The sequence below is a fragment of the Myxococcus sp. AM009 genome, assembly GCF_013372605.1.
GTDB lineage: Bacteria > Myxococcota > Myxococcia > Myxococcales > Myxococcaceae > Myxococcus > Myxococcus vastator.
Window position 1 is genome coordinate 1 of sequence record NZ_JABXEP010000131.1, and the last position, 23,617, is coordinate 23,617.

The window sequence follows — 23,617 nt, forward strand, 5'->3', positions numbered from 1 at the left end:
GCGAAGCAGGTGGGGCATCATCTGGGCTCTCCGGGTGGGTGGGAACGGGAGCACAGTGTTCCTGGCGGGGAAGGTTCTCAATTACCTCGAAGGTCATCGTCCCGCGTCACGCTCTGGGGCAGTCTGGGCTCGGAAAGGGACACGGCGATGATTGGACCCCTGCTCAAGGAATGGAGGACGCTGCGCGGCAAGAGCCAGCTGGCCCTGTCGCTGGAGGCGCAGGTATCGGCGCGCCACCTGTCGTTCCTGGAGTCGGGCCGCTCCGGAGCCAGTCAGGACATGGTGCTGCGGCTGGCGGAAGCCCTGGGGCTGGGCCTGCGGGACCGCAACGCCCTGCTGGTGGCGGCGGGGTTCGCGCCTCAATTCGGCGAGCGCGGCTGGCACAGCGCGGAGCTGGCGGAGGTCCGGCGGGCCGCGGGGCTCATCCTCGCGTCGCATGAGCCGTATCCCGCCATCGTGGTGGATTCGACCTCGACGGTGCTCGATGCGAACCCGGGCGCGCTCGCGATGATGGGGCAGACGCGTGAGGCGCTGGGGCACGTCAACCTGATGGACCTCGTCTTCGTGCCCGGGCCCGTGCGCTCGGCCATTGGCAACTGGGAGGAGATCGCGGGGTATCTGCTCCACCGGCTGCGGGAGGGCGTGCGCATGCGAGGCCCCCGCTCACCCGTAGCGTCAGTCCTGTCCCGCGTCCTGGCGCAGCCAGGTGTCGAGGCGTTGACCGCGCTGCGGCCCGCCAACGCCGGCTCGGTGCTGGTGCCCTTGACCTTCACCCGGGATGGCGTGACGACCCACTGGTACACCACGCTCACCAGCTTCGGCGCTCCCCAGGATGCGCTGGTGGAGGAAATCACCATCGAGCAGTTCCATCCGATGTGATGGATGACTCCCTCGGTGCGCGACGTGGCGGCGGCCCGGAAATTCCACGGCGAGGCGCTGGGCCTGAAGACGTCCGAGTCGGACGGCATGTTGCCGCCGCACCTCGCGGGCGGCGTGGACATCCTCGTCTACCCCAAGGACAACCACACCCCGGCGTCGTTCACGATTCTCAACTTCCCCATGGCGGACATCGACAAGGCGGTGGATGCGCTCACCCGCCGAGGCGTGCGCTTGGAGCGGTATGACGGCTTCGACGCGGATGCGAAGGGCATCGTCCGCGGTGACATGGGGCCGCCCATCGCCTGGTTCAAGGACCCTTCGGGCAACGTGCTGGCCGTGCTCGAGACGAAGTGAGCGGCCTGGGAGCGCCCAGGCCGCCCGCGTACAGCAACGCGGCTCAGAGCGCCTTTTCGAGCGTCTTCTGCAGCGTGTGGGTCCGGTCGTCCACGTCATCGGCGTTGCAGAACTGGTGGTCCAGCGTGAGGGTTCCACCCTCGAAGATGGCCCAGTCGGAGCTGTAGCTGTCCTTCGCGTCCTGAATGATGACTTTCTTCAGGCCGCCCGCCAGCGCTTCCTTGCCCATGTCATCCACGCAGATGTTCTTGAAGGCGTTGATGATGGGCTGGAAGTAGATTTTCGGCCAGGAGGCAACCCAGGCTCCCGAGTACTGGTCGCTCTTGGTGAGCGTGTCCCACTTCACTTCGACGGGGACATCGAAGCCCGCGGCCTCATCAATCTGCTTCTTCAGGTCCGGGAAGATGTTGGTCTCGAAGTCCTTCACGATGCGACGTTCAGCGAGTCCCATGAATGCCCCCTCTAGGATGGTTGCTGTTCATCAGACTATCCAGGGGGTGCCTTCTCGTGAAAGCGGGAAATTCTCAGCGATTCAGGGCCCGCAGGTCACCGTGTGCCACTGGCCGTCGTGAATCCGTCCGATGGTGTGGTCCGCGAAGGACCAGACGCCGTCGGACGCGCTCCGCAGCACGGTGAACTGCAACGATGTTCCTCCTGAGAGCTTCAGGGGGCGCAGCGTCTGGCCGGACGCATGGTCGATGCCGGCCAGATGCGCGACGTAGAGCGTCCCCTGGTGCGCCGCGATGCCCCAGTAGTCACGGTCCCCGTCGACCGGCGTGAGGTCGCTCCATTCGTCCTCGCTGCCCGTCATCACGGCTCCGCTCTTCCCGCAGATGGCGTAGCCCTGTGCCAGCTTGCAGATGGCGATCAGCTCCGTGTGGATTGGCAGCGCCAGTATCCGCCACGTGCTGCCATTGAAGTGGGCGGCGTAGCCATCGGAGGCCACCGCGATGAAGTCCTCGCGGCTGTTGCCGGCGAGGTCCTCGATGGTGACGGGCTCTCCGTCCACCGTCAGGGGCGGAAGGGAGTCGAAGCGCTCGCCGTCCAGGCAGTACACCTGGCCCACGGAGCCGGCGCAGAGCACGTCTCCGCCGAGCACGCGCAGGCGGCGCAGGGGCCCCTTGTCGTGGACCGCTCCGTTGGCGAAGGGCTTGCGCGATTCGCGGAGCGCATCCCGCGTCCTGGGCGTCTTCCAATCGAAGCGGACGACGGTGCCGTTCTCCCCCAGGACGTAGGCCTCTCCGCCCGGAGCGGCGTCCACCGACAGGATGGCCTCGTTGGAGAGGCCGAAGTCCAGCCATTCGCCGTCTCGTCGGACGCCTACGCGGTTCTTGGGCGCGTCTTCGTCATCGCCCACGGTGCACGCGGCGATGACCACGCCAGGGGCCGGGCTGACGCCCTCCTGGATGAAGGCGTCCTGAAGGAACTCGGCATCGGGGATTCCAGACATGGCGACAGCTTCCTCGTGCGGCGGCCCCGGCCCGGGATGGGTGGGCCGAGGCGGAACCGCTGCGTTGTAGGTCGCCGAACGTATCACCCGAGCTGGACTCAGGGGCCCGTGAGGACAGCGGGCCTGCCTGCGTCAGGGACGCACTTCGGTTCGGCGGTGAATCCCCATGTCCGTTCTCGGCGTGGTGGTCGTGGTGGCTCCCAGGCTCTTCTTCCACGGGAAGGTGAGTGCCAGCGCGATGCCCGACAGACCCACGATGGAGTAGATGAGCCGGCTGAGCGCGCTCATCGCTGTTCGTGTATCGCCGCCGAAGAGCGCGTTCACGAGGTTCCAATTGAAGAAGCCAACCAGGCCCCAGTTGATGGCGCCGATGATGGCCAGGACGGCCACCGCCTTGGCGATCCCTCCTCTGGTTCGGTCCGCGTCCGCTCGTTCCATGGCTCGTATCCTTGGCTAGGTGTGTTCCACTCGTGCAGGTGGGTGATGCCTCCCGGATAAGGTGTTGCTCCGGCGCGTCCTGGCTACTCCACCGGCATTGATTGTCCGGCTCGGTGCTTCGACTGTCGTGCGGCTCAGCGAGGGGAGGGGTCCGCCAGTCGCTCGGGCATGCGCGCACGGTGTCCACCGTCGTCACACGCTGGAGTGGCACAGGCGCACGGGCGTACTGTCCCGGGCGGTATGCGCACACTCTATGGAATCAGCTACTCGCCCTGGACGGAGAAGGCCCGCTGGGCGTTGGACCACCACCGCGTGGCCTACCGCTACCGCGAGCACCTGCCGCTCATCGGTGAGCCGCTGCTGCGCTGGCGCACGCCGCGTGGCGCCCGGCCCGCCGTGCCGCTGCTCATCGAAGAGGGTGAGGCCTTCCCCGGCTCGTTCGTCATCGCGCGGCGCGCGGAGGAGCTGGGGCAGGGGGAGCCCCTCTTCCCCGCAGCGGAGCTCCCGGTGATTCAGCGCTGGGATGACGACAGCGACCAGGGACTCTCCGCGGCGCGCGTCAAGGTGGTGGCGGCGTTGCTGGAGAGTCGTCAGGCCCAGATGGAGAGCCTCCCCTCGTTCCTGCCAGAGGGGCTCCGGTCGGTGTTCGCGCCGGCCGCGAGGCTGGGCGCGCGCTTCGTGGCCCGCAAGCACCAGACGCCCGCGGACATCGACGCCGCCGTCCATGACAAGGTCATCCCCACGCTGGAGCGCCTGCGCGCGGCCCTGGGCGGCCGGCCCTACCTGCTGTCGCGCTTCAGCTACGCGGACGTCACGGCCGCGGTGATGCTCCAGTTCGTGCGGCCGGTGGACGACCGCCACCTTCCCCTGGGCCCGGGGACGCGCGCGATGTGGAGCGACGCGGCGCTCGCCTCCCGTTTCCCGGACCTGCTCGAGTGGCGGGACGGCCTCTATGCCAGGCACCGCTGAAAGCGAAACGGCGCCAGCCTCGTGAGAGGTGGCGCCGTGGAGCCGAAGCCCGAACGCTCAGCCCGGCTGGCAGACCTGCCGGAGGATGTCGAGCGACTCCAGCGCCTTGCCCGCGCCAATCACGACGGCGGACAGCGGGTCCTCGGCCAGGAACACGGGCAGGCCCGTCTCCTCGCGCAGCAGCGTGTCCAGGTTCTTCAGCAGCGCGCCGCCACCCGCCAGCACGATGCCGCGGTCGGCGATGTCGCCGGCGAGCTCGGGCGGGGTGCGCTCCAGCGTGAGCTTCACCGCCTCGACGATGCCGTTGACGGGCTCCGCCAGCGCGTCACGCACTTCGTCACTGGACACCGTCAGCGTGCGCGGCACGCCGGCCACCAGGTCGCGACCCTTGATCTCCATGGTCATGACCTCGTCCGTCGGGTACGCGGTGCCGATGCCCATCTTGATGAGCTCCGCCGTGCGCTCACCGATGAGCAGGTTGTACTTGCGCTTGACGTACTGGATGATGGCCTCGTCCAGCTTGTCGCCGCCGATGCGCACGCTCTTGGCGAACACGATGCCGGCCAGGCTGATGACCGCGACGTCGGACGTGCCACCGCCAATGTCCACAATCATGTTGCCGCTGGGCTCCGTCACCGGGAGGCCCGCGCCAATGGCCGCCGCCATGGGCTGCTCAATGAGGTAGACCTCGCGGGCGCCCGCGTTGGCCGCCGCCTCGCGCACCGCGCGGCGCTCCACCTCGGTGATGCCGGAGGGGATGCCGATGATGATGCGCGGGTTGACGAGCGTCTTGCGGTTGTGCGCGCTCTGGATGAAGTAGCGCAGCATCGCGGCCGTGATTTCGAAGTCCGCGATGACGCCGTCCTTCATCGGACGGATGGCCACGATGTTGCCCGGGGTGCGCCCGAGCATCTCCTTGGCTTCCTTGCCCACCGCGAGGACCTTCTTGCCCCCGCGCGAGTCATGCTGGACGGCCACCACCGAGGGCTCGTTGGAGACGATGCCCTGGCCTCGGATGTAGATGAGCGTGTTCGCCGTGCCGAGGTCGATGGCGAGGTCACGCGAGAAGAGGGTGTGAAGCCAGTCAAACATACGGGGGCGGGAACTTTCGGGGAGGCGGCGGAATTTCCCCGTCATCGCGGGGGCAGAGGCAGGCCAAGGTACTACGCGACGCAGCACGGAGGAAGAAAAGCCGGTAGCGGCTTTCACATCCGGCTGGGGGGCAGTCGGCCAGCGGACTCAGGCGCGCTCCCGGCTCTCAGGGAATGGGCGCGGGCTCGGCCTGCGCTGACTCGAAGCGCGCCGCCACCAGGCCCGCCTCCAGCGGCTTCTCCTCGGGGAGCGTCGTGGGCGGCAGCGCCCCCTGGGCCTCCGCGTCGCGGTACTCCGGCGTCTGGCGCAGGGCCTCGCTGGTGACGTGGAGCAGCGTGTCACGGACGGGCTCGAACAGCAGGGCGGTAAGGAACCAGGCCGGGGCGTAATCCAGCCGGATGAGGCCGTGCACGCTCCACTTGTGCGGCGCGTAGTCCCACGGGCAGCGGCCGAGCAGGCGCTTGAGCAGCCACCCCGTGCCGTACTCGGCGCCGAAGATGAGCCCCGTGTAGGCCAGCGCCCGCAGCGGCCGGGGCAGGGGCTTGAGCCGGGCGGAGACCTCCTCCAGCGCCAGGGCCGTGCCTCCGTAGATGGGGTGCATCCACAGGTAGGTGCGCGCCGTGGCGTTCCGGTCCTTCTTCAGCGCGGCGCCCGTGCCGGTGAACATCACCTCGAGCACCCAACCCACACACCCGTAGACGAGGAATCTTGAAAGCACTTCGGAAAGCTAAGTCCGCCCCGCAAAAGGGGCACTCCTGCCCCGCAGGCCAGTGCTGGCCGCCTGCCTCGGCTGTGCCATGGCGGACGGTGTGCCTGTCCCCATGGCCGGGAATCCAACCCGGACGACACGGGCCCACAGGCCCAGGAGCCCGCCCAGGGCGGGCGGGCTCCCGAAGGCGCAGGCTCAGCCCGGGATGCCGGCCGACCAGCGCTGCGTGAGGTACAGCTCGGCGAGCTGCGCCGCGGTGAGGTCCTGCTCCTCGCCCGCGTAGGTGCGCTCGGTGGAGATGCCCACCTCGCCGCCGCCCACGCCCGCGTGGATGCCCACGCCCAGGTCACCGGTGACCTTGTGCTTGTCCTGGACGGTGGCCTTGATGTCGACCTTGTCCTTGAGCTGCTCCAGCGCCTGGCCCACGTCGCCCCGGGCGATGCTGCCGAAGGCGCCGCTGGTGGCGATGTCGTTGATGTTGCCGCTGATCTCCGCCTTCACCTCGCGGCCCGTCGCGCCGCCCAGGCCCAGCGCGGACGCGTTGGCCTGACGCGAGTCGGTCAGTGTCAGCTTGGCCTCCTGGGTGTCACGCACGCTGGCGCCCAGCTCGCGGGCGGTGCCCTTCGGGTCCTTGATGAAGTCGGTCGGGTTGAAGCCCTCGGGCAGCTCCACGCTCTGCTCCAGCTCCACCCCGAGCGAGCCGGAAACGCCCGCGGACGCGTTGGTGGGCAGGGACACGGAGTCCCCGCCGCCAGTGGGGATGCCCACGCCCGCGGACGCGCTGGCGTTGCCGTTGATTTCCAGGCTCTGCTTGAGGGTCAGCTTCTGGGGCTTGCCGCCCTCCATTTCGATGCGGGCCGTGGTGCTCTGGTTGATTCCGGCACCCGCTCCGGCGCCCGCGCTGATGGCCTCTGGCAGGCCCTTCATGCCCAGCTCGGCGTTGACGCTGGCCTCGGCGCCCAGCTTGAACTCCACGGCGCTCATGTTCTCCGTCAGGCCCGCCAGGTCCGACAGCGGATCTCCAAGGACCTGATTCACGCCCGCGCCCAGCACGGGGTTGCTGGCGGTGGCGCCCGCGGTGGCGGTGGAGGCCGCGATGATGCGGGTGGCGCGCTTGGCCTCCTCGGCGGTGTCGAACTGGAACTCCACCGTGGCGCCGGCGGTGCCGAAGGCCTCGGCGCCCACGTCCGCCGCGCCCTTGGCGCCCAGCTTGGCGGCGACGCCCGCGCCCACCTCGCCGGTGACGGACACCGTGTAGCCGCCGTCTTCCTCCTCACTGCGGCTGACGCCCAGGGTGCCCTTCACCTTGCCGGCCAGCGTGGCGCCGTTGGCCTCCGCGTAGAGGCTGATGGAGGTGCTCTCACCCGGCTTGAGCTGGTCCACCTGCCGGTTGAGGTTGACCGCGTCGCCAATGGCCCGGGCCGTGTCCACCGGGTCGCGCACCACGTCGGCCGTGCCCTGGAGCACCCCGCCGATGATGTCGTTGCCGATGCCCTGCAGGGGGTTGAGCGTGGGCGCGTCCTGGATGGCCCGGCCCGCGAAGTCCAGCCCGTCCGCGGCGACGTCGGTGGCCTTGTCCAGCACCGGGCCGGCCCGGTTCACCGTCTCCTGGAGGACATTGCCCAGCCCGTTCGCGGTGACGGAGGCCGCGGTGCGGCTCGCCTCGAACACGTCACCGGCGGCGTTGCGCACGTTGCCCGCCGCGTCCTGCACCCGGTCCTTGGTTCCCTCGACGACGTTCTGCGTCGTGTTGGCCACGCCGCCCACGGCCTTCTTGGTGACGTTGGCCACGCCACCCACGACGTCGCCGGCCTTGTCCTTGGCGCCCTCGACGACGTTCTGCGTCGCGTTGGCCACGCCGCCCACGACGTCACCGGCCTTGTCCTTGGCGCCCTCGAAGACGTCCCGGGTCCGCTCCTGGGCCACGTTGGAGACCTTCTCCTTGGCCTCCTGCGCCTTGGCGGCCGCGGCCTCCGCGGCCTCCGCGGCCCTGCGCGCCGCCGCCTCCGCCGCGCGCCGGGCCGCCTCCGCCGCACGCTTCGCCGCGGCCTCAGCGGCCCGCTTCGCCGCGTCCGCCGCTCCACCAATCAGTTTTCCGATTCCCATGGGGGGCTTCCTTCTCCAGCTGTCACGGCCGTGGGTCGTCTCGCGGGGGCGGGACGCGGCGCGTGCGCGCATCAGGGGTGTGGTGCCGGCTGGGGCCTTGTGGCGGGCCAGCCGGGGCCCTCAGCAGCGCCGCGTCTTGAAAGCAGGCATGGACGGCTCCTGCCCTTTAGGAAGAGCGGTACTGTGTGAGGGCTGCGGGGATTCTCAGGAAATGAGGCGAAGAGTTTCGTCGGCGCGGCAGAAAGCGGGCCGCCGAGCGCTGGATGGGCGTTTTCCCGCCGTAGGGGAGCGCTTTACTGGGTGGCACCCGCGTAATACAGGAGAAGCGGATGTGCTCCGCCGGCCCGACAGCTCCGCTATCCCGACCCGGGCGACGCGCGCGCGGAATGCTGCTGGCCTTTGCCCTGGGCACGGCGCTTGCGTCCGTGCCGTGGATCAACACGCTGGGACTGGTGGTGGCCGCGGAGGCCCACGCCGTGTACGGGCCCTCCGAGGGCAGCGGCGCGTGGGTGGACCGGGGCGGCGCGGCCTTCGTGGGCAGGCGCACCCGGCAGTGGCGCTGTGGGAGCCTGGCCGGGGTGGGGAGCGACACCTGGGCCGCGGTGCTGAGCGCCCCGGCCGGGGCGAAGGCGAAGCCGTCCTTGGGGCGGGAACGAGAGCCCTTCCAGCCGGGCTTCCATGAGGCCCACCGTCAGGCTCGAGAACGGCGGCGGGCCGTTGCCTCCGACACCGTCCGGCTGCTGCGCTCCGTGGCCCTGACGGTGCCAGGAGGCAACGCTGGTGACCGGCCAACGCTCGTCACCCAGTCGTTGCGCGGGCCTCCCGCGCTCGGCTGACGACGGCGCTCGGAGTCGGGCCGGCGGGCCAGCTGCCTGCCTCCGTTCGCTTCCTCCCGCATGATGCGCGGTCCGACGCACGCCGCCGGGCCGGTCCGAACCTCAATCTTCCGCTGGGTTTGTTCTTTCGAGGTGTATCGATGCATGGAGCCCACGAGGTCCTCCAAGCCATTGCCGTCGTCCTGTGCGTCGCGGCCGTGACGACGGTCCTCTTCCAGAAGCTTCGCCAGCCCGTGGTGCTGGGCTACATCCTGGCCGGCCTCGTCGTCGGCCCGTACCTGCCGATTCCGCTCGTCGCCGACCCGGAGGTGGTGACGACGCTGTCGGAGCTGGGCGTCATCCTCCTGATGTTCTCGCTGGGGTTGGAGTTCAGCCTCCGCAAGCTGTTCGCCGTAGGCCCCACGGCGGGGGTCACCGCCGTCATCCAGTGCAGCATCATGATCTGGCTGGGCTTCGTGGTGGGGCGCGCCTTCGGGTGGACCACCCTGGAGAGCCTCTTCACGGGGGCGCTCATCGCCATCTCCAGCACCACCATCATCGCCAAGGCCTTCGACGAGCAGAACATCCGGGGCCGGCTGCGGGAACTGGTGGTGGGGGTGCTCATCGTCGAGGACCTCATCGCCGTCCTCCTCATGGCCACGCTGACGGCCGTGTCCACGGGCACGGGCCTGTCGCTGGGCGAGCTGTCCCTCACCACCGGCCGCCTGGTGGCGTTCCTCGTCGGGCTGGTGGTGGTGGGGTTGTTCACCATCCCCCGCGCGGTGCGCTACGTGGTGAAGCTCAACCGACCGGAGACGACGCTGGTGGCCAGCGTGGGCATCTGCTTCGCGGTGGCGCTGCTGGCGCAGGCCTTCGGCTACTCGGTGGCGCTGGGCGCCTTCCTGGCGGGCTCGCTGGTGGCGGAGTCCGGCGAGGAGAAGGTGGTGGAGCACCTGGTGCAGCCGGTGAAGGACATCTTCGCGGCCATCTTCTTCGTGTCGGTGGGCATGCTCATCAACCCGGTGCTCGTCGCGGAGCACTGGGCCGCCATCCTGGTGCTCACCGGGGTCGTCATCACCGGCAAGATTCTCAGCGTGGCGCTGGGCGCGTTCCTCACCGGCAACAGCACCCGCACCTCCGTGCAGGCGGGCATGAGCCTGGCGCAGATTGGCGAGTTCTCCTTCATCATCGCCGGCCTGGGCCTGACGCTGAAGGCCACGGGCAACTTCATCTACCCGGTGGCGGTGGCCGTCTCCGCGATTACGACGCTCACCACGCCGCTCTTGATTCGCGCGTCGGGGCCGGTGGCCAGCTACGTGGACCGCAAGCTGCCCAAGCCGCTGCAGACGTTCGTGACGTTGTACGGCACCTGGGTGGAGCGGCTGCGGGACGCGCCCCGGCGCCAGACGTTCGGGGCCGCGGTGCGGCGGCTGGCGCGGCTGCTGGTGCTGGACGCGGTGCTGTTGATTGTCCTGGTGATTGGCACGTCGCTGATGGCGGGCAAGCTGGCCTCCATCATCGAGCAGCAGCTGGGCATCGATGAGAGCCTGTCCCGGTACCTCATCCTGGGCGGCGCGGTGCTGCTCTCCATCCCGTTCCTGGTGGGCGTGGTGCAGGTGGCGCGCCGGCTGGGCGAGGAGCTGGCGGAGGCGGCGCTTCCCGGGCGCAAGGACGGGCGCGTGGACCTGGCGGCGGCGCCCCGGCGCGTGCTGCTGGTGACGCTGCAGCTGGGCATCATCCTGCTGGTGAGCGTGCCGGTGGTGGCCATTACGCAGCCCTTCCTCCGGGGCGCCATGGGCCCCCTCGTCGTGCTGGCGTTGATTGGCGCGCTGGGCGTGACGTTCTGGCGGGGCGCCACCAACCTGCACGGCCACGTCCGCGCGGGCGCGCAGGTCATCGTGGAGGCGCTGGCGGCGCAGTCCCACTCGCGCGAGCCCGGCGCGGACGAGCACGCGCTGGACCACGTCTCCAAGGTGCTCCCGGGCCTGGGCGAGCCCGTGCCGGTGCGGCTGGAGGTCTCCAGCCCCGCGGCGGGGAAGACGCTGGCCGAGGTGAACCTCCGAGGCCTCACGGGGGCCACGGTGCTGGCCATCCGGCGCGGGGACTCGAGCGTGTCCGTGCCGTCCGCGCAGGAGGTGCTGCAGCCCGGTGACGTGCTGGCGCTGACGGGCACGCACGACGCGGTGGAGGCGGCCAAGAGCCTGCTCACCGGTGTGCCGGCGCCCGCCTCGACGCCGGAGCCGACGGGCGTCCAGGCGTGAGGGAGGGGGACTACCGCTTCACGCTGTACTTGGCGATGGCGTAGAGGGCGCGCACGCCGTCCTTCCAGCCAATCTTCTTGCCCTCTTCGTAGGTGCGCCCGTGGTAGCTGATGGGCACCTCGAAGACGCGCCAGCGGCCGCGGGCCACCTTGGCGGTGATTTCCGGCTCGAAGCCGAAGCGGTCCTCCTCCACCTGCACGGAGCGCAGCACCTCGGCGCGGAAGGCCTTGTAGCAGGTCTCCATGTCGGTGAGGTTCAGGCCGCTGGTCATGTTGGACAGCGTGGTGAGCACGTTGTTCAGCACGGTGTGCCAGTAATAGAGGACGCGCCGAGGCGTGCCGGTGAAGCGGCTGCCGAAGACGACGTCCGCGTCCCCGTCGAGGATGGGCTGGATGACGTTGGGGATGTCGCGCGGGTCGTATTCCAGGTCCGCGTCCTGGACGATGATGATGTCACCCGTGGCCTCGGTGAAGCCGCGCCGCAGCGCCGCGCCCTTGCCCTGGTTCTCCTCCTGGAAGAGGACGCGCACCTCGTTGCGGTTGCGCGGGGTGCCGCCCAACAGGCCCACCCCCTGCTCCTGAAGCTGGCGCAGGAACTCACGGCTGCCGTCCTTGGAGCAGTCGTCGATGAGGACGAGCTCCTTGGGGAAGTCGACGGCGACGCAGCGGCGCAGCAGTTCGGCGAGGGTGGGAATCTCGTTGTAGACGGGGATGACAAGTGAGACGAGCATGGCGTTTTGCGGCTGTACCGCATTTTGCGTCATGGGGCGACCTTCTGACACGGGACGTGTGGGCCGGGTGGCGCGCGGCGTTCAGCGGAGCGCCGCGGCCCGGAGCGCGTCCATGAGGGCGTCCAGGTCCGCGTCGGTGGTGAGCGGGTTGATGAGGGTGACACGGAGATAGACGCCTCGGGGCAGCTTTGTCTGCACCAGGTAGAAATCTCCGCGTGTCACCAGGCGCTCGCGCAGCTTCGTCTGGAGGGCGTCCCACTGCTCGGCGGGGACGTGCGCGGGGGTGTGGCGGAAGCAGAGGATGTTGCACTCGGGCGGCACGGCGATTTCGAAGTCGCTGGCGGCGGAGAGGCGCTCGGCGAAGCGGCGGGTCTGCTCGTAGGACTCCGTCACCGCGTCGGAGAAGAGCCGGGTGCCCAGCACGGCGAGGCAGGCGTACACCTTGAGGGCCATCATCTCCTTGGTGCACTCCAGGGTGCGCAGGGCGATGTCGCTCCAGGGGCGCTCCGCGTCGCCGTGGAAGATGTAGCTGGCCTCCTGGGAGAAGGACTCGAAGGAGCGGGCGCCGTCGCGGAAGAGGACGGCCGTCACCAGCGCGGGCATCAGCAGTCCCTTGTGGGCGTCCCACACCACGGAGTCCGCCCGGTCGATGCCGCGCACCAGGTGCCGGTGGGCGGGGCTGAGCACGGCGGAGGCGCCGTGTGCGCCGTCGACGTGGAGCCACAGGCCGTGGCGCTCGCAGAAGTCGGCCACGGGCTCCAGCGGGTCGAAGGCGCCGGTGGCGGTGGAGCCGGCGCTGGCGACCACGGCGATGGGCTTGCGTCCCGCGCGCGTGGCGGACTCGAGCGCGGCGTCGAGCGCCTCGGGGCGCAGGCGGAAGTGTTCATCCACGGGGACGGGCGTCACGCCGCCTTCGCCAAAGCCCATGATGCGCGTGGCGCGGGCGAGGCTGTAGTGCGTCGTCTGGGCGGTGAGCACGGTGAGGGGCGGGCCGGCGTGGGCTCCGCCGTTCCACGCGTCGTACCCTGCCTTGGCTTGCCGCGCGGCGAGCAGCGCGGTGAGGTTGCCCAGGGAGCCGCCGGAGGTGAGCACGCCATCTGTCGTTTCGGGCAGGCCGAGCCGCGCGGCCATCCAGCGCAGGACGTTGCGCTCCATGGCGGTGGAGACGGGGCCCATCTCGTACACGGCCATGCCGTTGTTGAGCAGGGAGGACACCGCGTCGCACAGGGCGGCCAGCGGCACGGGGGCCGTCACCTGGTGGCCCACGTAGCGCGGGTGGTGCAGGTGGTTGGAGCTGGAGAGCACGCGGGTGATGAGGTCGGCGAAGTCCCCCGTGGGGGCTTCGGGGAAGGCCACGGCGAAGCGGTCCACGTTCACCGCGGGGGCGGCCCAGGGGAGCACGGGGCCTTCGGCGCGGGTGGTGCGCGCGAGGTAGTCGGCGAGCATGTCCATCAGCCGGTGGGACTCCCGGCGGAAGGCGTCAGCGTCGTAGGCGGCGGCGATTCGCGCTCGGAAGTCCGTCATGGTGCGGCGGAACGTAGCCGTGCCGGTGCGAGGGCGGAATGGTCCCTTCGTCTGTTACCGGGTGTGCGGAGTTCCCTTGGTAAAAGGGGGCGAGTGAGCAGGCAGGGGATGCGAGATCAAATGCGACGTAACTACCTGATCAAGTGATCTAACCAGCTTCAGCCAAGTCACGTAATCGGCCACCTCGGAGAGGTCATCTTACCATGGTTGGTGCTTGACGCTCGCCGAAGGGTCACTTTGTCAAGCTCAGGACGGAAGGCTTGACATGGTTTGCTGGGTTCGCAAATCATCTACTTACAATTGCCCTAGTACGAAACGTCTGGTGTCATTCCGTAGTCCTCGTTCGAAAGCGTGTAATGAGCACTCCAAATCTACAGCAGCAACTCGATAAACAGCGTAGGCGTGTTGACGTTGATCATTATGATTTGACAGTCCGTGAATTGGTGAGGATGGCATCCGAAAAGGAACTTGTTCGAGCGCCGGCATATCAGCGCAAGTTTCGGTGGAGTGAGAACGATGAGTCACGACTTATTGAGTCCCTTTTTCTCGGGCTACCTGTTCCCAGCATTTTCGTTGCTACAAATGAAGATGGGTCATGGGAGCTCGTCGATGGACTTCAGCGCATTTCGACATTGATGCATTTTATTGCAGACCCGCCAGAGCTTTTGGCTGAGATCAAGAAAAGCTCACCCTTGCGTCTTTCTGAGGAGTTGTCGACTCTCACTACCTTTCGAAATAAGACATATGCGGACCTGCCAACGCCAATTCAGCTTGCGTTTACGAAGCGTTCGCTTCGAGTGACCGCGCTCTCTGATAAGAGCGATCGAAAAGTTCGATTCGAATTGTTTGAGCGCCTGAATACGGGTGGCGTGGCTCTGACCCCTCAGGAAGTGCGCGCATGTATATATCGAGGCGGATTTGCGCGTTTTTTGACGAAATTGGCAGCGGATTCGAATTATTCAAAATTGGTTAAATTGCAAAAGAAGCGCCAGGATGACGGAACTCGAGAGGAGTTGGTTCTTAAATTCTTTGCATACCTTGAGAGAGTTGATCAGTTCGATGGTGATGTGAAAAACTTCCTCACCGAGTATATGCAGGATGCTTCAAGCAAATTCGATGTAGATAGGAATAGGGAGTTCTTTCTGAAGGTTGTTGGCGAGCTTGCTGCGATTCAGGATGGACCAATTCTGCGCAGTGGATATCACTCGACGCCGCTGAATCAGTTTGAAGCCATTATGGTCGGGGCTGGGCGTCTGATTAAGTCTGGAAAGCCTGTCAGGAGGCCCAAAAAGGGTTGGCTTGACGACCCTGAGTTGGTGCAGGCGAGTACGAAGGGGACCAACACCCCGAGCATGCTTAAGAGTCGAATTGATCGGGCGACAGAGCTTCTGTCTGGAAAAAGTTAGTTGGTTTGGAATTATGTCTACACTTCTAGACCCTCCGCTGAAGGAGTTCAGCGAGAATGTTGACCGGGTGCTCAGCGGACTCCGAAAGTCGGACACTCATTCCGTGTCAAGCGATGTGAGTTTGCGTGACGCGGCGGCGGAGGCTAAAGCATCTGCCTATATTTGGGTCGCAGCCGCTCTTGAACGCTATGTAAAAGATACTCTTGCCGCACTTGTTCAGGAACTCAATCTGCGTGGTCAATTAGTTCGGGATTTGCGACTTAGTACATGCTCGCTTTTGATGTTCTCACATCTTGATGCGCTGCGTCATGTCAGTGGGTTGGATGCATGGCTGCGTCGTGTTGATATGTTTGAGGAGATTTTGTCGTCTACTCAGGCAGTGTTTAATGGGGCAGTGCTTCCCTTGGATGGGAAGACGATCAAGGCAGAGCACCTGGAGACCATTTGGCGCGTGTTTGGGTTTGATGGTCCTCATGTTCCGCATCCGAGGCATAGGCTTGTGTTGAAAGATTTGTCTGAATGTAGAAACAAGCTTGCCCATGGCGAGGTGAGTCCAGTTAGGTTCGGTCGGGGGAAGATTATGCATGATGTTTTTCGTATGGTTGAGGCGACTGAGGAGATTGTTCTTCATGTGAATCAGGCCGGGGATGTGTATTTGAGTGGGGCGGGGTATCGAAGGTAATTATGTTTTGCTTTCCATTGCCCTGGGTTTTGATGGGGTCTTGGTGTTGTTTGATGTCCTGGCTGTGCGGTTTTGAAATGTGGGTTAGGGCTCGATCAGAAATTGCTTGGCCGATTTTTGTGCATGAGGGCCGATTTTTCGGAAGTGGGAACGCCTTTCAGGGTTAGGTAAATTGTGAGTGGCCCTTATGAGTGGCCCTTAATATTGGTGGAAGGGGCGGTGGAGGGGTTTTGTCTCTGTTGCCATTCTGTGTTTGGCGTAGAATATGTTGGGACTTTGGGTTCATTCTCAATGGCGGTTTCTGGCGGCTAGGTATCAAGGCGGCTTGTTGCGGTATGTTGTCTTGTCGGTTGGTGTGTTGCGATAATGCGCGCTAAATCTGGAGCATGGAGCGCGCATTCCCAGTGTTGTGCTCACGTGAGGAGGATGGCCATGGCCGACCCGAAGGTGACGATTACCTACTGTACTGCTTGAGGCTACAGGCCTCGGGCCGCCCGTGCGGCGGCCGCATTGAAGGATGAGCTGGAGGTAGAGGCGGAGCTGTTGCCGGGCCCTTCGGGCAGCTACGAGGTCGCCGTGGATGGCAAGGTCGTCATCCGGAAGGCGTCGCTCGCATTCCCCACGGACCACGAGGTGGTGGACGCGGTGGCGAAGGTGCTGGGGCGGTAGCGGGCAGGTTGCCTCGGTTGTTTCGGGCGATGCCGGGTGCGAGTGAGGTGCTGGCTGGCCTCACGACGCGCCCTCTTCTGATTCGTGCCCTTTGCCGACAGCGGACGTCCTTTCCTTCATATCTCGAATGTCTCGGAGCCGGGGCAAACCCAGACGCGGCTGTGCATCTGCTGCGGCTTGCTCCGCGTCGCGTCGGCGCATGAAGTCGTGAATGTTCTCCGTCTCGCCGGTGCCGGTCCTTGAAATATTTCTCTGCTTGGAAGAAGGACTGAAGAGGAGGCTGGCTCCATTGATAATGCCAGCACCGCTCCATCCGAAAACTGCACCTATAAGGAGGCCAATCACTATTCCGAATAGTCCCTCTGAGCTTCCAATGAATCCGGCCGCCAAAGTGATGCCGGTGAATTTGGCAGATTTGTGGATGATGTACCCGTCGTCACTAGCCGGCTTGCCGCCTATCAGCAGACGTGCGTGTCAACATCTCGGCGAGGCGGGAGAGCAGGCAAGTGCCGGTGGAGTAGGATGGGGTTGGTGGAGTAGGATGGGAGCCGGCCAGCATATGGGAGAGATTGTGATGAAGCGTTGGGCCGGGATGCTTCTTGTGATGATGTCCGCGTGTAGTAGCGGCGACTGGTACACGCGGAAAGGGGACGGCACTTTCTACGGACGCCGCGCAGGGGACGTCTGGGTCCGTGGCCGTGGGAGGAAATACGCCCATCACAGGACGTGGATGAGGTGATTGACCAGTTGTGCCCTGCCATCATGAAGCTGCCTCGCGCCAGCGCAGGAGCCTATGGCCAGGAGTACTGTGGGGCCATCTACAGCGTCAACGGTGTCTACTATGCGAGCCATGGCTCGCCGCTCGGGAAGACCATCCTGATGTACCCGGAGACGCGCAAGCAGTGCCATTCGCCGCGCTTCGTGGTCGACGAGCGAGGGCGCGCCTCCATCATCGCGGACTACCACAGCCACCCTTGGCAGCCGTCGCCAATGTCTGACCGGGACTTGTGGAGTCACAGTCAGCGTTGGTTGTTGCGAATCCCGTTCGACACCGCGTGTCGCGTCATGAAGCTCATTCCTTACGTGGGGGAGAGCCGGCCCGGCGAGGTCTTCGCGAGAGAAGAGCAACGGTGGAAGTTGGTCGGGTACATCCTTCCCGAAGACAAGCCCTTCGGAATCGTGACCAAGGTAGAACCATGAACCGCTTGGCATGGCTGGCATGTTGCGTTGCTCTCTCGGGGTGCTCACTGCTCCAGCGTCCCTTCCGTCCAGTGCGGGCTCCACCTGAGGAGGCCGCGAAGGTCACCTTTCCATTCGCGCTATCCGAAGAGGAGAAGCAGGGGCTGATGCGAGTCCCGGGCCCCGTCGCCGCGGCGATTGAGCTCGCCATGGATGACTTCCGGCCCCGCGACATCAAGCCCCACCGAGGCGCCACGGCAGACGAAGTCTGCATGTATCAGCGAGAGTCGTTCGACGTGACGACCATTCCCGGGCCAGAGGGCATCCAGTTCGTCCGCTTCACGCTCAGCCCGGGCGCCTGCGAACAGGAAGGCGCCATCAACGACGCGGGCGCCACCTACGCGGTGGACACCCGGGGATGGCGCATCCTGGCGATTCAGCGCTGATGGCGCGCCTGGCCTATCGCTTGATGTACGTCAACGCCGGACGGTCATTCCGGCTCTTGCCCGCGGCCTTCAGCGCGGCCGGGTCCAGCGGCGAGGTGAAGAAGTCCTCGGTGGCCACGCGCGCCTCCACGAAGTGGTTCTGGTAGTCCACGCCGCCCAGGAGGCCCACGTTCTGCGCGAAGCGGTACACGCCGCCGCGCACCCTGTCGTCGTTGAAGACGGCCTTCACCTTCCCCTTGAGCTGGAGATAGCCGAGGAAGGGGGGGGGGCATCGGTGGTCACCGTCGGGCCGCGCCATGGGCTGCCGCGCTTCCACGGCGGTGAGCCGACAGGTCCGAGGTGGCGAGGCGCGATAGGAAGGAGCCGGACTCCGGTGACAGGAAGCCCGCGGCGCGCAGGGCTTGGAACGTCTCCAGCCCGTTGTCGCTCACCGTGACGAGGCGGCTGTGCGCGGTGTCGTGGCAGGCGATCCAGCCCGACGCCTGTCGCACCATGGGCGGATGAGTCACCCGCGCGAAGTCCGCCGCCACCGTCTGGAGCGTCACGAGCGCACGGGGAAGCGCTCATGCGCCCTCCATGAGGGGACGGGGGGATGAGACAAGCGTCTCACGAGTGTCCGATGCCCGACCCGAAGGTTGCTGAAAACCCAAGAAACCCGGGAAGATTCAAGTGTTGCGCGGACCAGGCGGCCGAGCGGGAATCCGGCACCATCGGACCGCTCCCGGACACGGCGTGGGACACCCAGCTTTGGGGCACAGGAGGTGACACCCATGGCGTGGCCGACAGTCGCGTCGCCCTACGAGCGGCGCTCCCTCACCAGTGGACTGCGGGTCCGGGACGAAAGCGGGGCGATGCTGGGCTACGTGGCCCTCATTGGCCGCGAGCACCTCTACGCGCGGCGCTGGCCCTTCAGCCGGCGGTGGACGGAGTTCTCGCTGTCCCGCGTGCGGCATGTCTCCCGGGACTCGGTGTTCCTGGAGGGGCAGTTGCCGGGCCGGGTGGTGGCGGCGGACAAGGGCGCACACGCGGAGATTCCCACGCAGACCCTGCCGCTGGCTGAACGGGACGAGGCGTCCACTCCCGCCTGAGCCCTTCAACCAGGTGCGGCGCGGCGCGGGGTTTTGTGCTTCAAGGAGGCGCCATGGCCTCTATCGAAGAGCTGTCCCAGAGGGTGTCCGCCGCGTTCGCGGACCGGACGTTGTTGAAGGACGCGGCCCACGTGGCCGCCGTGCGCGAGACGCTGGCGCGGCTGGACTCGGGTGAGCTCCGCGTGGCGGAGAAGGGCGTGGACGGCTGGAAGGTGAACGCCTGGGTGAAGGAGGCCATCCTCCTGTTCTTCGCGGTGTCGGAGATGCAGGTGATGGAGGTGGGCCCCTTCGAGTTCCACGACAAGGTGCCGCTGAAGAAGGGCCTGGAGGCGGCGGGCGTGCGCGTGGTGCCCCCGGGCACGGTGCGCTACGGCGCCTTCGTGGAGAAGGGCGCGGTGGTGATGCCGGGCTACGTGAACATCGGCGCGCGCGTGGGCGCGGGCACCATGGTGGACACGTGGGCCACGGTGGGCAGCTGCGCCCAGGTGGGCAAGCACGTCCACCTGTCCGGCGGCGTGGGGCTGGGCGGGGTGCTGGAGCCGCCTTCCGCCTCGCCCGTCATCATCGAGGACGGCGCCTTCCTGGGCAGCCGCTCCATCGTCGTGGAGGGCGTGGTGGTGGAGGAGGAGGCGGTGCTGGGCGCCAACGTGGTGCTCACCGCGTCCACGCCCATCATCGACGTCACCGGCCCCGAGGAGCGCGTCTTCAAGGGCCGCGTCCCCGCGCGCAGCGTGGTGATTCCCGGCATGCGTGAGAAGCAGTTCCCGGCCGGCAAGTACATGGTGCCGTGCGCGCTCATCATCGGTCAGCGGACGAAGTCCACCGACCAGAAGACCAGCCTCAACGCCGCGCTGCGCGACTTCGCGGTGGCGGTGTAATGGTTGAAATCCAGCAGCCCTCGCGCGCCGTAGTAGGCGTGTGACGGCACGGAACGGGACGATGGCGCACCATCTGGACGACATCCTGCCCGAATGGGCACTGGGGCTGCTGGAGGCCCCGGCCCGGGCGGCCGTCGAGCAGCACCTCGCGGAGTGCGCGAGGTGCCGTGAGGCGGCGGACCGGCTGGTGTCCACGCACGCGGCGCTGGCGTCGCTGGTGGTGCCGCCCCCTGAGGTGTTGTCCCGGTTGATGGACCAGATGGAGGGCCCGGGGCGGCTCGCCCGCTTCGCGGACCGGGTGGCAGCCTTCTTCGACCTGTCTCGCGAGCGGGCGCTGGCGCTGCTGGACGCCGTGAGCGACCCGGCCGCGTGGATGCCCGGACCGGTGGAGGGCTCGGAGCTGATGCCGGTGGAGACGGGGCCCGCGCGCGAAGGGACGATGGCCGCCATCCTCCGGCTCCACCCCGGGGTGCGCTACCCCCGGCACACGCACCACGGCCGCGAGTGGAACCTGGTGCTGGAGGGTGGCTTCCGCGAGGACGACGGGCACGAGGTCTGGCCCGGCGAGGAGTTGGAGAAGACGGACGGCAGCGCGCATGGCTTCACGGCGCTGACGGAGGGGCCGGCGTGTCTGTGCGCCTCCGTCCTGGAGGGCGTGACGCACTTCGAGGAAGCGTTCGCGGACGGCTGACGCCCGGCGCTATGGTGGAAGGCGTATGGCTTCCATCGACCTCGCCACGCGGCTGGCTCGCACCACGCTCGAGCTGTGCCGCATCTCCAGCCCCATCACCCAGGAGGGGCCCATCGCCGACCATGTGGAGCGCTGGGCGCTCCGGCACTTCCCTCGGGAGGAGGTGTTCCGGGTCGGCCACACGCTGCTGCTCGGCAAGCTGGAGGATGCGCGCCCCACGGTGGCCCTCATCGGTCACCTGGACACGGTGCCCGCGCACCCCAGCGACGCGGGCCGTGAGGCGCGCATCGAGGGTGAGCGCATCTTCGGGCTGGGCGCCTCGGACATGAAGGGCGGCCTGGCGGTGATGATGGCGCTCGCGGAGGACCTGCGCCGCGACACGCTGCCGGTGAATCTGGCCTTCCTCTTCTATGAGCGCGAGGAGGGCGCCTACGCCGAGAGCGGCCTCATCCCGCTGTACGAGAAGCGGCCGGACCTGGCGAAGGTGCGGTTCGGCATCGCCATGGAGCCCACCGACAGCGTGGTGCAGGTGGGCTGCGTCGGCTCCATGCAGGTGACGGTGCGCTTCACCGGCCGCAGCGCGCACTCCGCGCGGCCCTGGCAGGGGGAGAACGCCATCCACAAGGCGGGGCCGCTGCTCGCGGAGCTGCTCGGGCGTCAGCGCGTGGAGGTCGACGTCGCTGGCTTCCCGTTCTACGAGGTCATCAACGCCACGCTCGCCAAGGGGGGCCGCGCGCGCAACGTCATCCCCGAGGCCTTCGAGCTGAACCTCAACTACCGCTTCGCGCCGGGCAAGAGCATTGAGCAGGCGAAGGCGGACGTGCACGCGCTCGTCGCCGGGCGGGCCGAGGTGGAGTTCACCGATGCGTCGCCCAGCGGCCCGGTGGTGGCGGGCAACCCGCTGTTCCAGAAGCTGATGGCGCTCACCGGACTGCCCGCGGCCTCCAAGCAGGCCTGGACGGACGTGGCGCGCTTCGGCGAGTGGGGCGTGGATGCCATCAACTTCGGGCCCGGTGAGACGTCCCAGGCGCATCAGGCCAACGAGAGCGCGCCCATCCCTCCGCTCGCGGACGCGTACGAGAAGCTCGCGGCCTTCCTGAAGGGCGCGAGCTGACGAGGACTCGTCGCGGGACATGCCCTCCAGGGCATGAGGCCCGCGCGCGGTGCACGTCATTCGTCCGCTGTCGTTCATCTGCGTGCCTTCACCGCACACGTCCTGGCGTGCGTGGGCGTACCCTGCTCATGCATCGCCTGCAGTCTTCCTCAACCGGAGCCGACTGAATGACGAACGAGTCCGTCAATCCGCAGATTACCGACGATGTCTCTCCCTCCCCGGCGGAGGCGGGCCTTTCGCCCACGCCGCGGCGCCGCACCGCCACGAAGCGCAAGAGCGCTTCACGCACGGGCAGCACGCGGAAGTCCGCGCGCAAGGCCACCACCAAGCGCGGGGCTCCGCGCGCGAAGAAGACGGCGGCGGCGCGCGGGAAGACGGCCACCCGCAAGTCCACCACGCGCAAGTCCGCGACCCGTGCCACCGGCCGCGGCGCGCGCAAGGCCACCACGCGGAAGACGGGGACGGCGGGACGGACCGCCCGCAAGACGGGGACGCGCGCCGCCGCGACGAAGCGGACCACCACGCGCGCGGGCGCCCGGAAGTCGTCGGCCCGGCGCACCACGCGCCGCTGAGACCCTGACGCGGACATGCACTTCGGGGCCATGGGGGCTGGACACCCATGGCCCTTGGCATTTCCGGAAGTCGCCGCTCAGCGCTTCAGTCGCAGCAGGAAGACATCGCCCCGCGCGGAGCCCTGGCGTCCGGTGCCGAAGTCCGTCTCGCGGTCCGTGTGGCCGAAGAGGAAGACATCCCCGTCGGGCAGCACACCCATGGAAGAAATGGCTTCCAGGCCATACAGCTCGCCTCGCGGCAGGGGTGGGTCCGACAGGAACATCGTCGTGAGAAGCGACGTCCCCGCCGCGTCGTATCGCAGAGCCACCGGCTGCGCCGAGCCCATGCCGTCCTTGCCCGCCACGCCGTCCTCGATGCGGTTGTAGGTGAAGCCCGCCACCATCAGCTCCCCAGCGGGCGCCAGCGCGAGCGCGTCCACCTGGACCCCGTCCCCCAGGCCCTTGGCCCAGGTCTCCTGTCCGTCCGCCTTGGCGGAGACGACGAAGGGGGTCTCCCGGAACGCATGCCCCGGCACCTGCGCGTCGCCCCAGCCCACGGTGCCCAGGAAGGGGCCCGCGGCCACCACGGTGCCCTCGCCGTCCATCGCCACATCGCGCACGGTGCCGCGTGCCTGCCGCAGGGCCTTGGTCCACGTCAGCGCGCCACCCTGGTAGAGCGCGACAAAGGGGCTGCCGGCCTCGGTGGCGCCCACCTGCTGGCCGCCGAAGCGCACCGTGCCCTCGTACTGGCCGCCCACCGCCATGCGCCCGGCGCCATCCACCGCCAGCGCCGTGAGCGCCACGCGCCCGCCCCCCTGGGGCTGGCCCACGGACAGGGCGGCTTCGGCCACGCCTTCACGCGAGTACGTCACCACCACCGCGCCAGCGCCGGTGACGCCGTTGCCGAAGTCCGTGCCACCCGGCGCGTTGAAGGCCGCCAGCGCCCGTCCCTGGGCGTCCACCGCCAGGTCCGCCACCGCGAGGCCGGTGCCCGCGGGCGTGTTCGCCCACAGGACGTTGCCGTCCGCGTCCATCCGGACCACGAAGGTGCCGTCCCCCAGCTTGTGGCCGAGGAGGTCCAGGACGCCCTCCGTGGTGCCGGCGATGACGATGCCGCCCGCCGGGTCCGCGGCGATGCGGCCCCGGACGAACGCGCGCAGCTCCAGTGGCGCCTCCGGGGCCCTCACGTCGAAGGCCTTCTGCCAGCGCGTCTCGCCCGTGGGCGCGCGCCGCGTCAGCACCAGCTTCGCCCGGTCATCCGTGGGCTGCAGGCTGTCCAGGTCATCGATGTCATGAAGCGACAGCGTGAGGAGGTCGCCACTGGCATCCACCGCAGCGCCCAGCGCCAGGTCGTCCTGGGGCGTGCCCTCGCGCTGCAGCCACAGCGTGCTGCCTGGCCCCGGTGGTGGCGGTGGCGGCCGCGGTGGTGGCGGTGGCACGCCGGGCGGCCGCTCTTCCGGAGGCGCCTCCGGACCAGGGGCCTCCTCGGGGGGCGCGACGCAGTCCCCCGTGGGCTCCTCCGTACAGCGCTCGTCTCCGGGGAGCTCGCCCGTGCTTCCTCCGCCGCAGCCCATCCCCAACCCCGC

General features: G+C 67.7%; 26 protein-coding genes. 15 read left to right on the forward strand and 11 right to left on the reverse strand.

Annotation, left to right across the window (positions count from 1 at the left end; genetic code table 11):
- The first annotated feature begins 147 nt into the window (after nucleotides 1-147).
- Together HV824_RS26650 and HV824_RS26655 are read left to right on the forward strand one after the other, a co-directional pair.
- Nucleotides 148-879, forward strand: coding sequence for a helix-turn-helix domain-containing protein (locus tag HV824_RS26650; RefSeq protein WP_176424541.1), 732 nt, complete (start codon nucleotides 148-150; stop codon nucleotides 877-879).
- Nucleotides 880-882: 3 nt separating this feature from the next.
- The gene (locus tag HV824_RS26655) at nucleotides 883-1,233 is read left to right on the forward strand and encodes a VOC family protein (protein WP_176415767.1); all 351 of its coding nucleotides are present in this window, start codon (nucleotides 883-885) and stop codon (nucleotides 1,231-1,233) included.
- 43 nt (nucleotides 1,234-1,276) lie between these two features.
- Here the strand turns inward: HV824_RS26655 and HV824_RS26660 are convergent, their stop codons facing one another.
- The 3 genes from HV824_RS26660 to HV824_RS26670 form a co-directional block, all read right to left on the reverse strand.
- Nucleotides 1,277-1,684 carry a hypothetical protein gene (locus tag HV824_RS26660; RefSeq protein WP_176415766.1) on the reverse strand — a complete coding sequence of 136 codons (408 nt, stop codon included), beginning with the start codon at nucleotides 1,682-1,684 and terminating at the stop codon, nucleotides 1,277-1,279.
- Between the two features lie 81 nt (nucleotides 1,685-1,765).
- Nucleotides 1,766-2,683, reverse strand: a complete 918-nt coding sequence (locus tag HV824_RS26665) for a hypothetical protein (RefSeq protein ID WP_176415765.1) — start codon at nucleotides 2,681-2,683, stop codon at nucleotides 1,766-1,768.
- A gap of 132 nt (nucleotides 2,684-2,815) precedes the next feature.
- Entirely contained in the window at nucleotides 2,816-3,121 is a 306-nt protein-coding gene (locus HV824_RS26670; protein ID WP_176415764.1) for a DUF378 domain-containing protein, read from the reverse strand.
- 240 nt (nucleotides 3,122-3,361) lie between these two features.
- Here HV824_RS26670 and HV824_RS26675 point away from each other — a divergent pair, with 240 nt between their 5' ends.
- Nucleotides 3,362-4,090: a glutathione S-transferase family protein gene (locus HV824_RS26675; protein ID WP_176415763.1), complete on the forward strand. Its 729-nt coding sequence runs from the start codon at nucleotides 3,362-3,364 to the stop codon at nucleotides 4,088-4,090.
- Nucleotides 4,091-4,147: 57 nt separating this feature from the next.
- Here the strand turns inward: HV824_RS26675 and HV824_RS26680 are convergent, their stop codons facing one another.
- The 3 genes from HV824_RS26680 to HV824_RS26690 all read right to left on the reverse strand — a co-directional run bounded on the left by HV824_RS26680 (nucleotide 4,148) and on the right by HV824_RS26690 (nucleotide 7,997).
- Nucleotides 4,148-5,182: a rod shape-determining protein gene (locus HV824_RS26680; protein WP_120598366.1), complete on the reverse strand. Its 1,035-nt coding sequence runs from the start codon at nucleotides 5,180-5,182 to the stop codon at nucleotides 4,148-4,150.
- 166 nt (nucleotides 5,183-5,348) lie between these two features.
- Nucleotides 5,349-5,900, reverse strand: coding sequence for a hypothetical protein (locus tag HV824_RS26685; protein ID WP_176424542.1), 552 nt, complete (start codon nucleotides 5,898-5,900; stop codon nucleotides 5,349-5,351).
- Nucleotides 5,901-6,086: 186 nt separating this feature from the next.
- On the reverse strand, nucleotides 6,087-7,997 hold the full coding sequence (locus tag HV824_RS26690) for a hypothetical protein (RefSeq protein WP_176424543.1): 1,911 nt from the start codon (nucleotides 7,995-7,997) through the stop codon (nucleotides 6,087-6,089).
- Nucleotides 7,998-8,383: 386 nt separating this feature from the next.
- Here HV824_RS26690 and HV824_RS26695 point away from each other — a divergent pair, with 386 nt between their 5' ends.
- Entirely contained in the window at nucleotides 8,384-8,833 is a 450-nt protein-coding gene (locus HV824_RS26695; protein ID WP_255208357.1) for a hypothetical protein, read from the forward strand.
- A gap of 140 nt (nucleotides 8,834-8,973) precedes the next feature.
- The gene (locus HV824_RS26700) at nucleotides 8,974-11,073 is read left to right on the forward strand and encodes a cation:proton antiporter (protein ID WP_176424544.1); all 2,100 of its coding nucleotides are present in this window, start codon (nucleotides 8,974-8,976) and stop codon (nucleotides 11,071-11,073) included.
- 10 nt (nucleotides 11,074-11,083) lie between these two features.
- Here the strand turns inward: HV824_RS26700 and HV824_RS26705 are convergent, their stop codons facing one another.
- Both HV824_RS26705 and HV824_RS26710 read right to left on the reverse strand, forming a co-directional pair.
- Nucleotides 11,084-11,803 (reverse strand): glycosyltransferase family 2 protein, encoded by a 720-nt coding sequence (locus tag HV824_RS26705; RefSeq protein ID WP_163784024.1) that lies wholly within the window; start codon nucleotides 11,801-11,803, stop codon nucleotides 11,084-11,086.
- A gap of 81 nt (nucleotides 11,804-11,884) precedes the next feature.
- Nucleotides 11,885-13,327 (reverse strand): aminotransferase class I/II-fold pyridoxal phosphate-dependent enzyme, encoded by a 1,443-nt coding sequence (locus HV824_RS26710; RefSeq protein ID WP_176424545.1) that lies wholly within the window; start codon nucleotides 13,325-13,327, stop codon nucleotides 11,885-11,887.
- Nucleotides 13,328-13,683: 356 nt separating this feature from the next.
- On the opposite strand from HV824_RS26710, the gene HV824_RS26715 reads away from it, so the two are divergent.
- From HV824_RS26715 to HV824_RS26735, 5 genes are all read left to right on the forward strand, one after another.
- A complete protein-coding gene (locus HV824_RS26715) occupies nucleotides 13,684-14,733 on the forward strand; it encodes a DUF262 domain-containing protein (protein ID WP_217917773.1) in 1,050 nt (349 codons plus the stop codon).
- 103 nt (nucleotides 14,734-14,836) lie between these two features.
- Entirely contained in the window at nucleotides 14,837-15,415 is a 579-nt protein-coding gene (locus HV824_RS26720; RefSeq protein ID WP_176424546.1) for an MAE_28990/MAE_18760 family HEPN-like nuclease, read from the forward strand.
- Between the two features lie 432 nt (nucleotides 15,416-15,847).
- Complete coding sequence (locus tag HV824_RS26725; RefSeq protein ID WP_238539988.1) at nucleotides 15,848-16,084, forward strand: SelT/SelW/SelH family protein; 237 nt, start codon at nucleotides 15,848-15,850, stop codon at nucleotides 16,082-16,084.
- A gap of 735 nt (nucleotides 16,085-16,819) precedes the next feature.
- A complete protein-coding gene (locus HV824_RS26730; RefSeq protein WP_368738109.1) occupies nucleotides 16,820-17,284 on the forward strand; it encodes a hypothetical protein in 465 nt (154 codons plus the stop codon).
- 146 nt (nucleotides 17,285-17,430) lie between these two features.
- Nucleotides 17,431-17,709 (forward strand): hypothetical protein, encoded by a 279-nt coding sequence (locus tag HV824_RS26735; protein WP_306465655.1) that lies wholly within the window; start codon nucleotides 17,431-17,433, stop codon nucleotides 17,707-17,709.
- Nucleotides 17,710-17,722: 13 nt separating this feature from the next.
- Here HV824_RS26735 and HV824_RS26740 read toward each other — a convergent pair whose 3' ends face one another.
- Nucleotides 17,723-18,007, reverse strand: a complete 285-nt coding sequence (locus HV824_RS26740) for a hypothetical protein (protein ID WP_176424548.1) — start codon at nucleotides 18,005-18,007, stop codon at nucleotides 17,723-17,725.
- Nucleotides 17,988-18,254, reverse strand: a complete 267-nt coding sequence (locus tag HV824_RS26745; RefSeq protein WP_176424549.1) for a hypothetical protein — start codon at nucleotides 18,252-18,254, stop codon at nucleotides 17,988-17,990. The genes HV824_RS26740 and HV824_RS26745 overlap by 20 nt, the downstream gene beginning before the upstream one ends.
- 225 nt (nucleotides 18,255-18,479) lie before the next feature.
- Between HV824_RS26745 and HV824_RS26750 the strand changes: the two genes are divergently transcribed.
- From HV824_RS26750 to HV824_RS26770, 5 genes are all read left to right on the forward strand, one after another.
- Entirely contained in the window at nucleotides 18,480-18,797 is a 318-nt protein-coding gene (locus tag HV824_RS26750) for a hypothetical protein (protein ID WP_217917774.1), read from the forward strand.
- Between the two features lie 53 nt (nucleotides 18,798-18,850).
- On the forward strand, nucleotides 18,851-19,675 hold the full coding sequence (locus tag HV824_RS26755) for a 2,3,4,5-tetrahydropyridine-2,6-dicarboxylate N-succinyltransferase (protein WP_176424550.1): 825 nt from the start codon (nucleotides 18,851-18,853) through the stop codon (nucleotides 19,673-19,675).
- 61 nt (nucleotides 19,676-19,736) lie between these two features.
- Nucleotides 19,737-20,366 carry a dimethylsulfonioproprionate lyase family protein gene (locus HV824_RS26760; protein WP_176424551.1) on the forward strand — a complete coding sequence of 210 codons (630 nt, stop codon included), beginning with the start codon at nucleotides 19,737-19,739 and terminating at the stop codon, nucleotides 20,364-20,366.
- A 25-nt stretch (nucleotides 20,367-20,391) separates the two neighbouring features.
- Complete coding sequence (gene dapE / locus HV824_RS26765; protein WP_176424552.1) at nucleotides 20,392-21,480, forward strand: succinyl-diaminopimelate desuccinylase; 1,089 nt, start codon at nucleotides 20,392-20,394, stop codon at nucleotides 21,478-21,480.
- Between the two features lie 167 nt (nucleotides 21,481-21,647).
- Nucleotides 21,648-22,052, forward strand: coding sequence for a cell envelope biogenesis protein TolA (locus tag HV824_RS26770; protein ID WP_176421397.1), 405 nt, complete (start codon nucleotides 21,648-21,650; stop codon nucleotides 22,050-22,052).
- Nucleotides 22,053-22,129: 77 nt separating this feature from the next.
- On the opposite strand, the gene HV824_RS26775 is transcribed toward HV824_RS26770, so the two are convergent.
- The coding region (locus tag HV824_RS26775) for a hypothetical protein (protein ID WP_255208358.1) at nucleotides 22,130-23,617 on the reverse strand (1,488 nt) is incomplete at its 5' end.

Coding starts and splice junctions, on each gene's coding strand:
- HV824_RS26650 (WP_176424541.1), top strand. CDS start 148: ATGATTGGACCCCTGCTCAAGGAATGGAGGACGCTGCGCGGCAAGAGC.
- HV824_RS26655 (WP_176415767.1), top strand. CDS start 883: ATGACTCCCTCGGTGCGCGACGTGGCGGCGGCCCGGAAATTCCACGGC.
- HV824_RS26660 (WP_176415766.1), bottom strand. CDS start 1,684: ATGGGACTCGCTGAACGTCGCATCGTGAAGGACTTCGAGACCAACATC.
- HV824_RS26665 (WP_176415765.1), bottom strand. CDS start 2,683: ATGTCTGGAATCCCCGATGCCGAGTTCCTTCAGGACGCCTTCATCCAG.
- HV824_RS26670 (WP_176415764.1), bottom strand. CDS start 3,121: ATGGAACGAGCGGACGCGGACCGAACCAGAGGAGGGATCGCCAAGGCG.
- HV824_RS26675 (WP_176415763.1), top strand. CDS start 3,362: ATGCGCACACTCTATGGAATCAGCTACTCGCCCTGGACGGAGAAGGCC.
- HV824_RS26680 (WP_120598366.1), bottom strand. CDS start 5,182: ATGTTTGACTGGCTTCACACCCTCTTCTCGCGTGACCTCGCCATCGAC.
- HV824_RS26690 (WP_176424543.1), bottom strand. CDS start 7,997: ATGGGAATCGGAAAACTGATTGGTGGAGCGGCGGACGCGGCGAAGCGG.
- HV824_RS26695 (WP_255208357.1), top strand. CDS start 8,384: ATGCTGCTGGCCTTTGCCCTGGGCACGGCGCTTGCGTCCGTGCCGTGG.
- HV824_RS26700 (WP_176424544.1), top strand. CDS start 8,974: ATGCATGGAGCCCACGAGGTCCTCCAAGCCATTGCCGTCGTCCTGTGC.
- HV824_RS26705 (WP_163784024.1), bottom strand. CDS start 11,803: ATGCTCGTCTCACTTGTCATCCCCGTCTACAACGAGATTCCCACCCTC.
- HV824_RS26710 (WP_176424545.1), bottom strand. CDS start 13,327: ATGACGGACTTCCGAGCGCGAATCGCCGCCGCCTACGACGCTGACGCC.
- HV824_RS26715 (WP_217917773.1), top strand. CDS start 13,684: ATGAGCACTCCAAATCTACAGCAGCAACTCGATAAACAGCGTAGGCGT.
- HV824_RS26735 (WP_306465655.1), top strand. CDS start 17,431: ATGCGAGTCCCGGGCCCCGTCGCCGCGGCGATTGAGCTCGCCATGGAT.
- HV824_RS26740 (WP_176424548.1), bottom strand. CDS start 18,007: ATGGCGCGGCCCGACGGTGACCACCGATGCCCCCCCCCCTTCCTCGGC.
- HV824_RS26750 (WP_217917774.1), top strand. CDS start 18,480: ATGGCGTGGCCGACAGTCGCGTCGCCCTACGAGCGGCGCTCCCTCACC.
- HV824_RS26755 (WP_176424550.1), top strand. CDS start 18,851: ATGGCCTCTATCGAAGAGCTGTCCCAGAGGGTGTCCGCCGCGTTCGCG.
- HV824_RS26760 (WP_176424551.1), top strand. CDS start 19,737: ATGGCGCACCATCTGGACGACATCCTGCCCGAATGGGCACTGGGGCTG.
- dapE (WP_176424552.1), top strand. CDS start 20,392: ATGGCTTCCATCGACCTCGCCACGCGGCTGGCTCGCACCACGCTCGAG.
- HV824_RS26770 (WP_176421397.1), top strand. CDS start 21,648: ATGACGAACGAGTCCGTCAATCCGCAGATTACCGACGATGTCTCTCCC.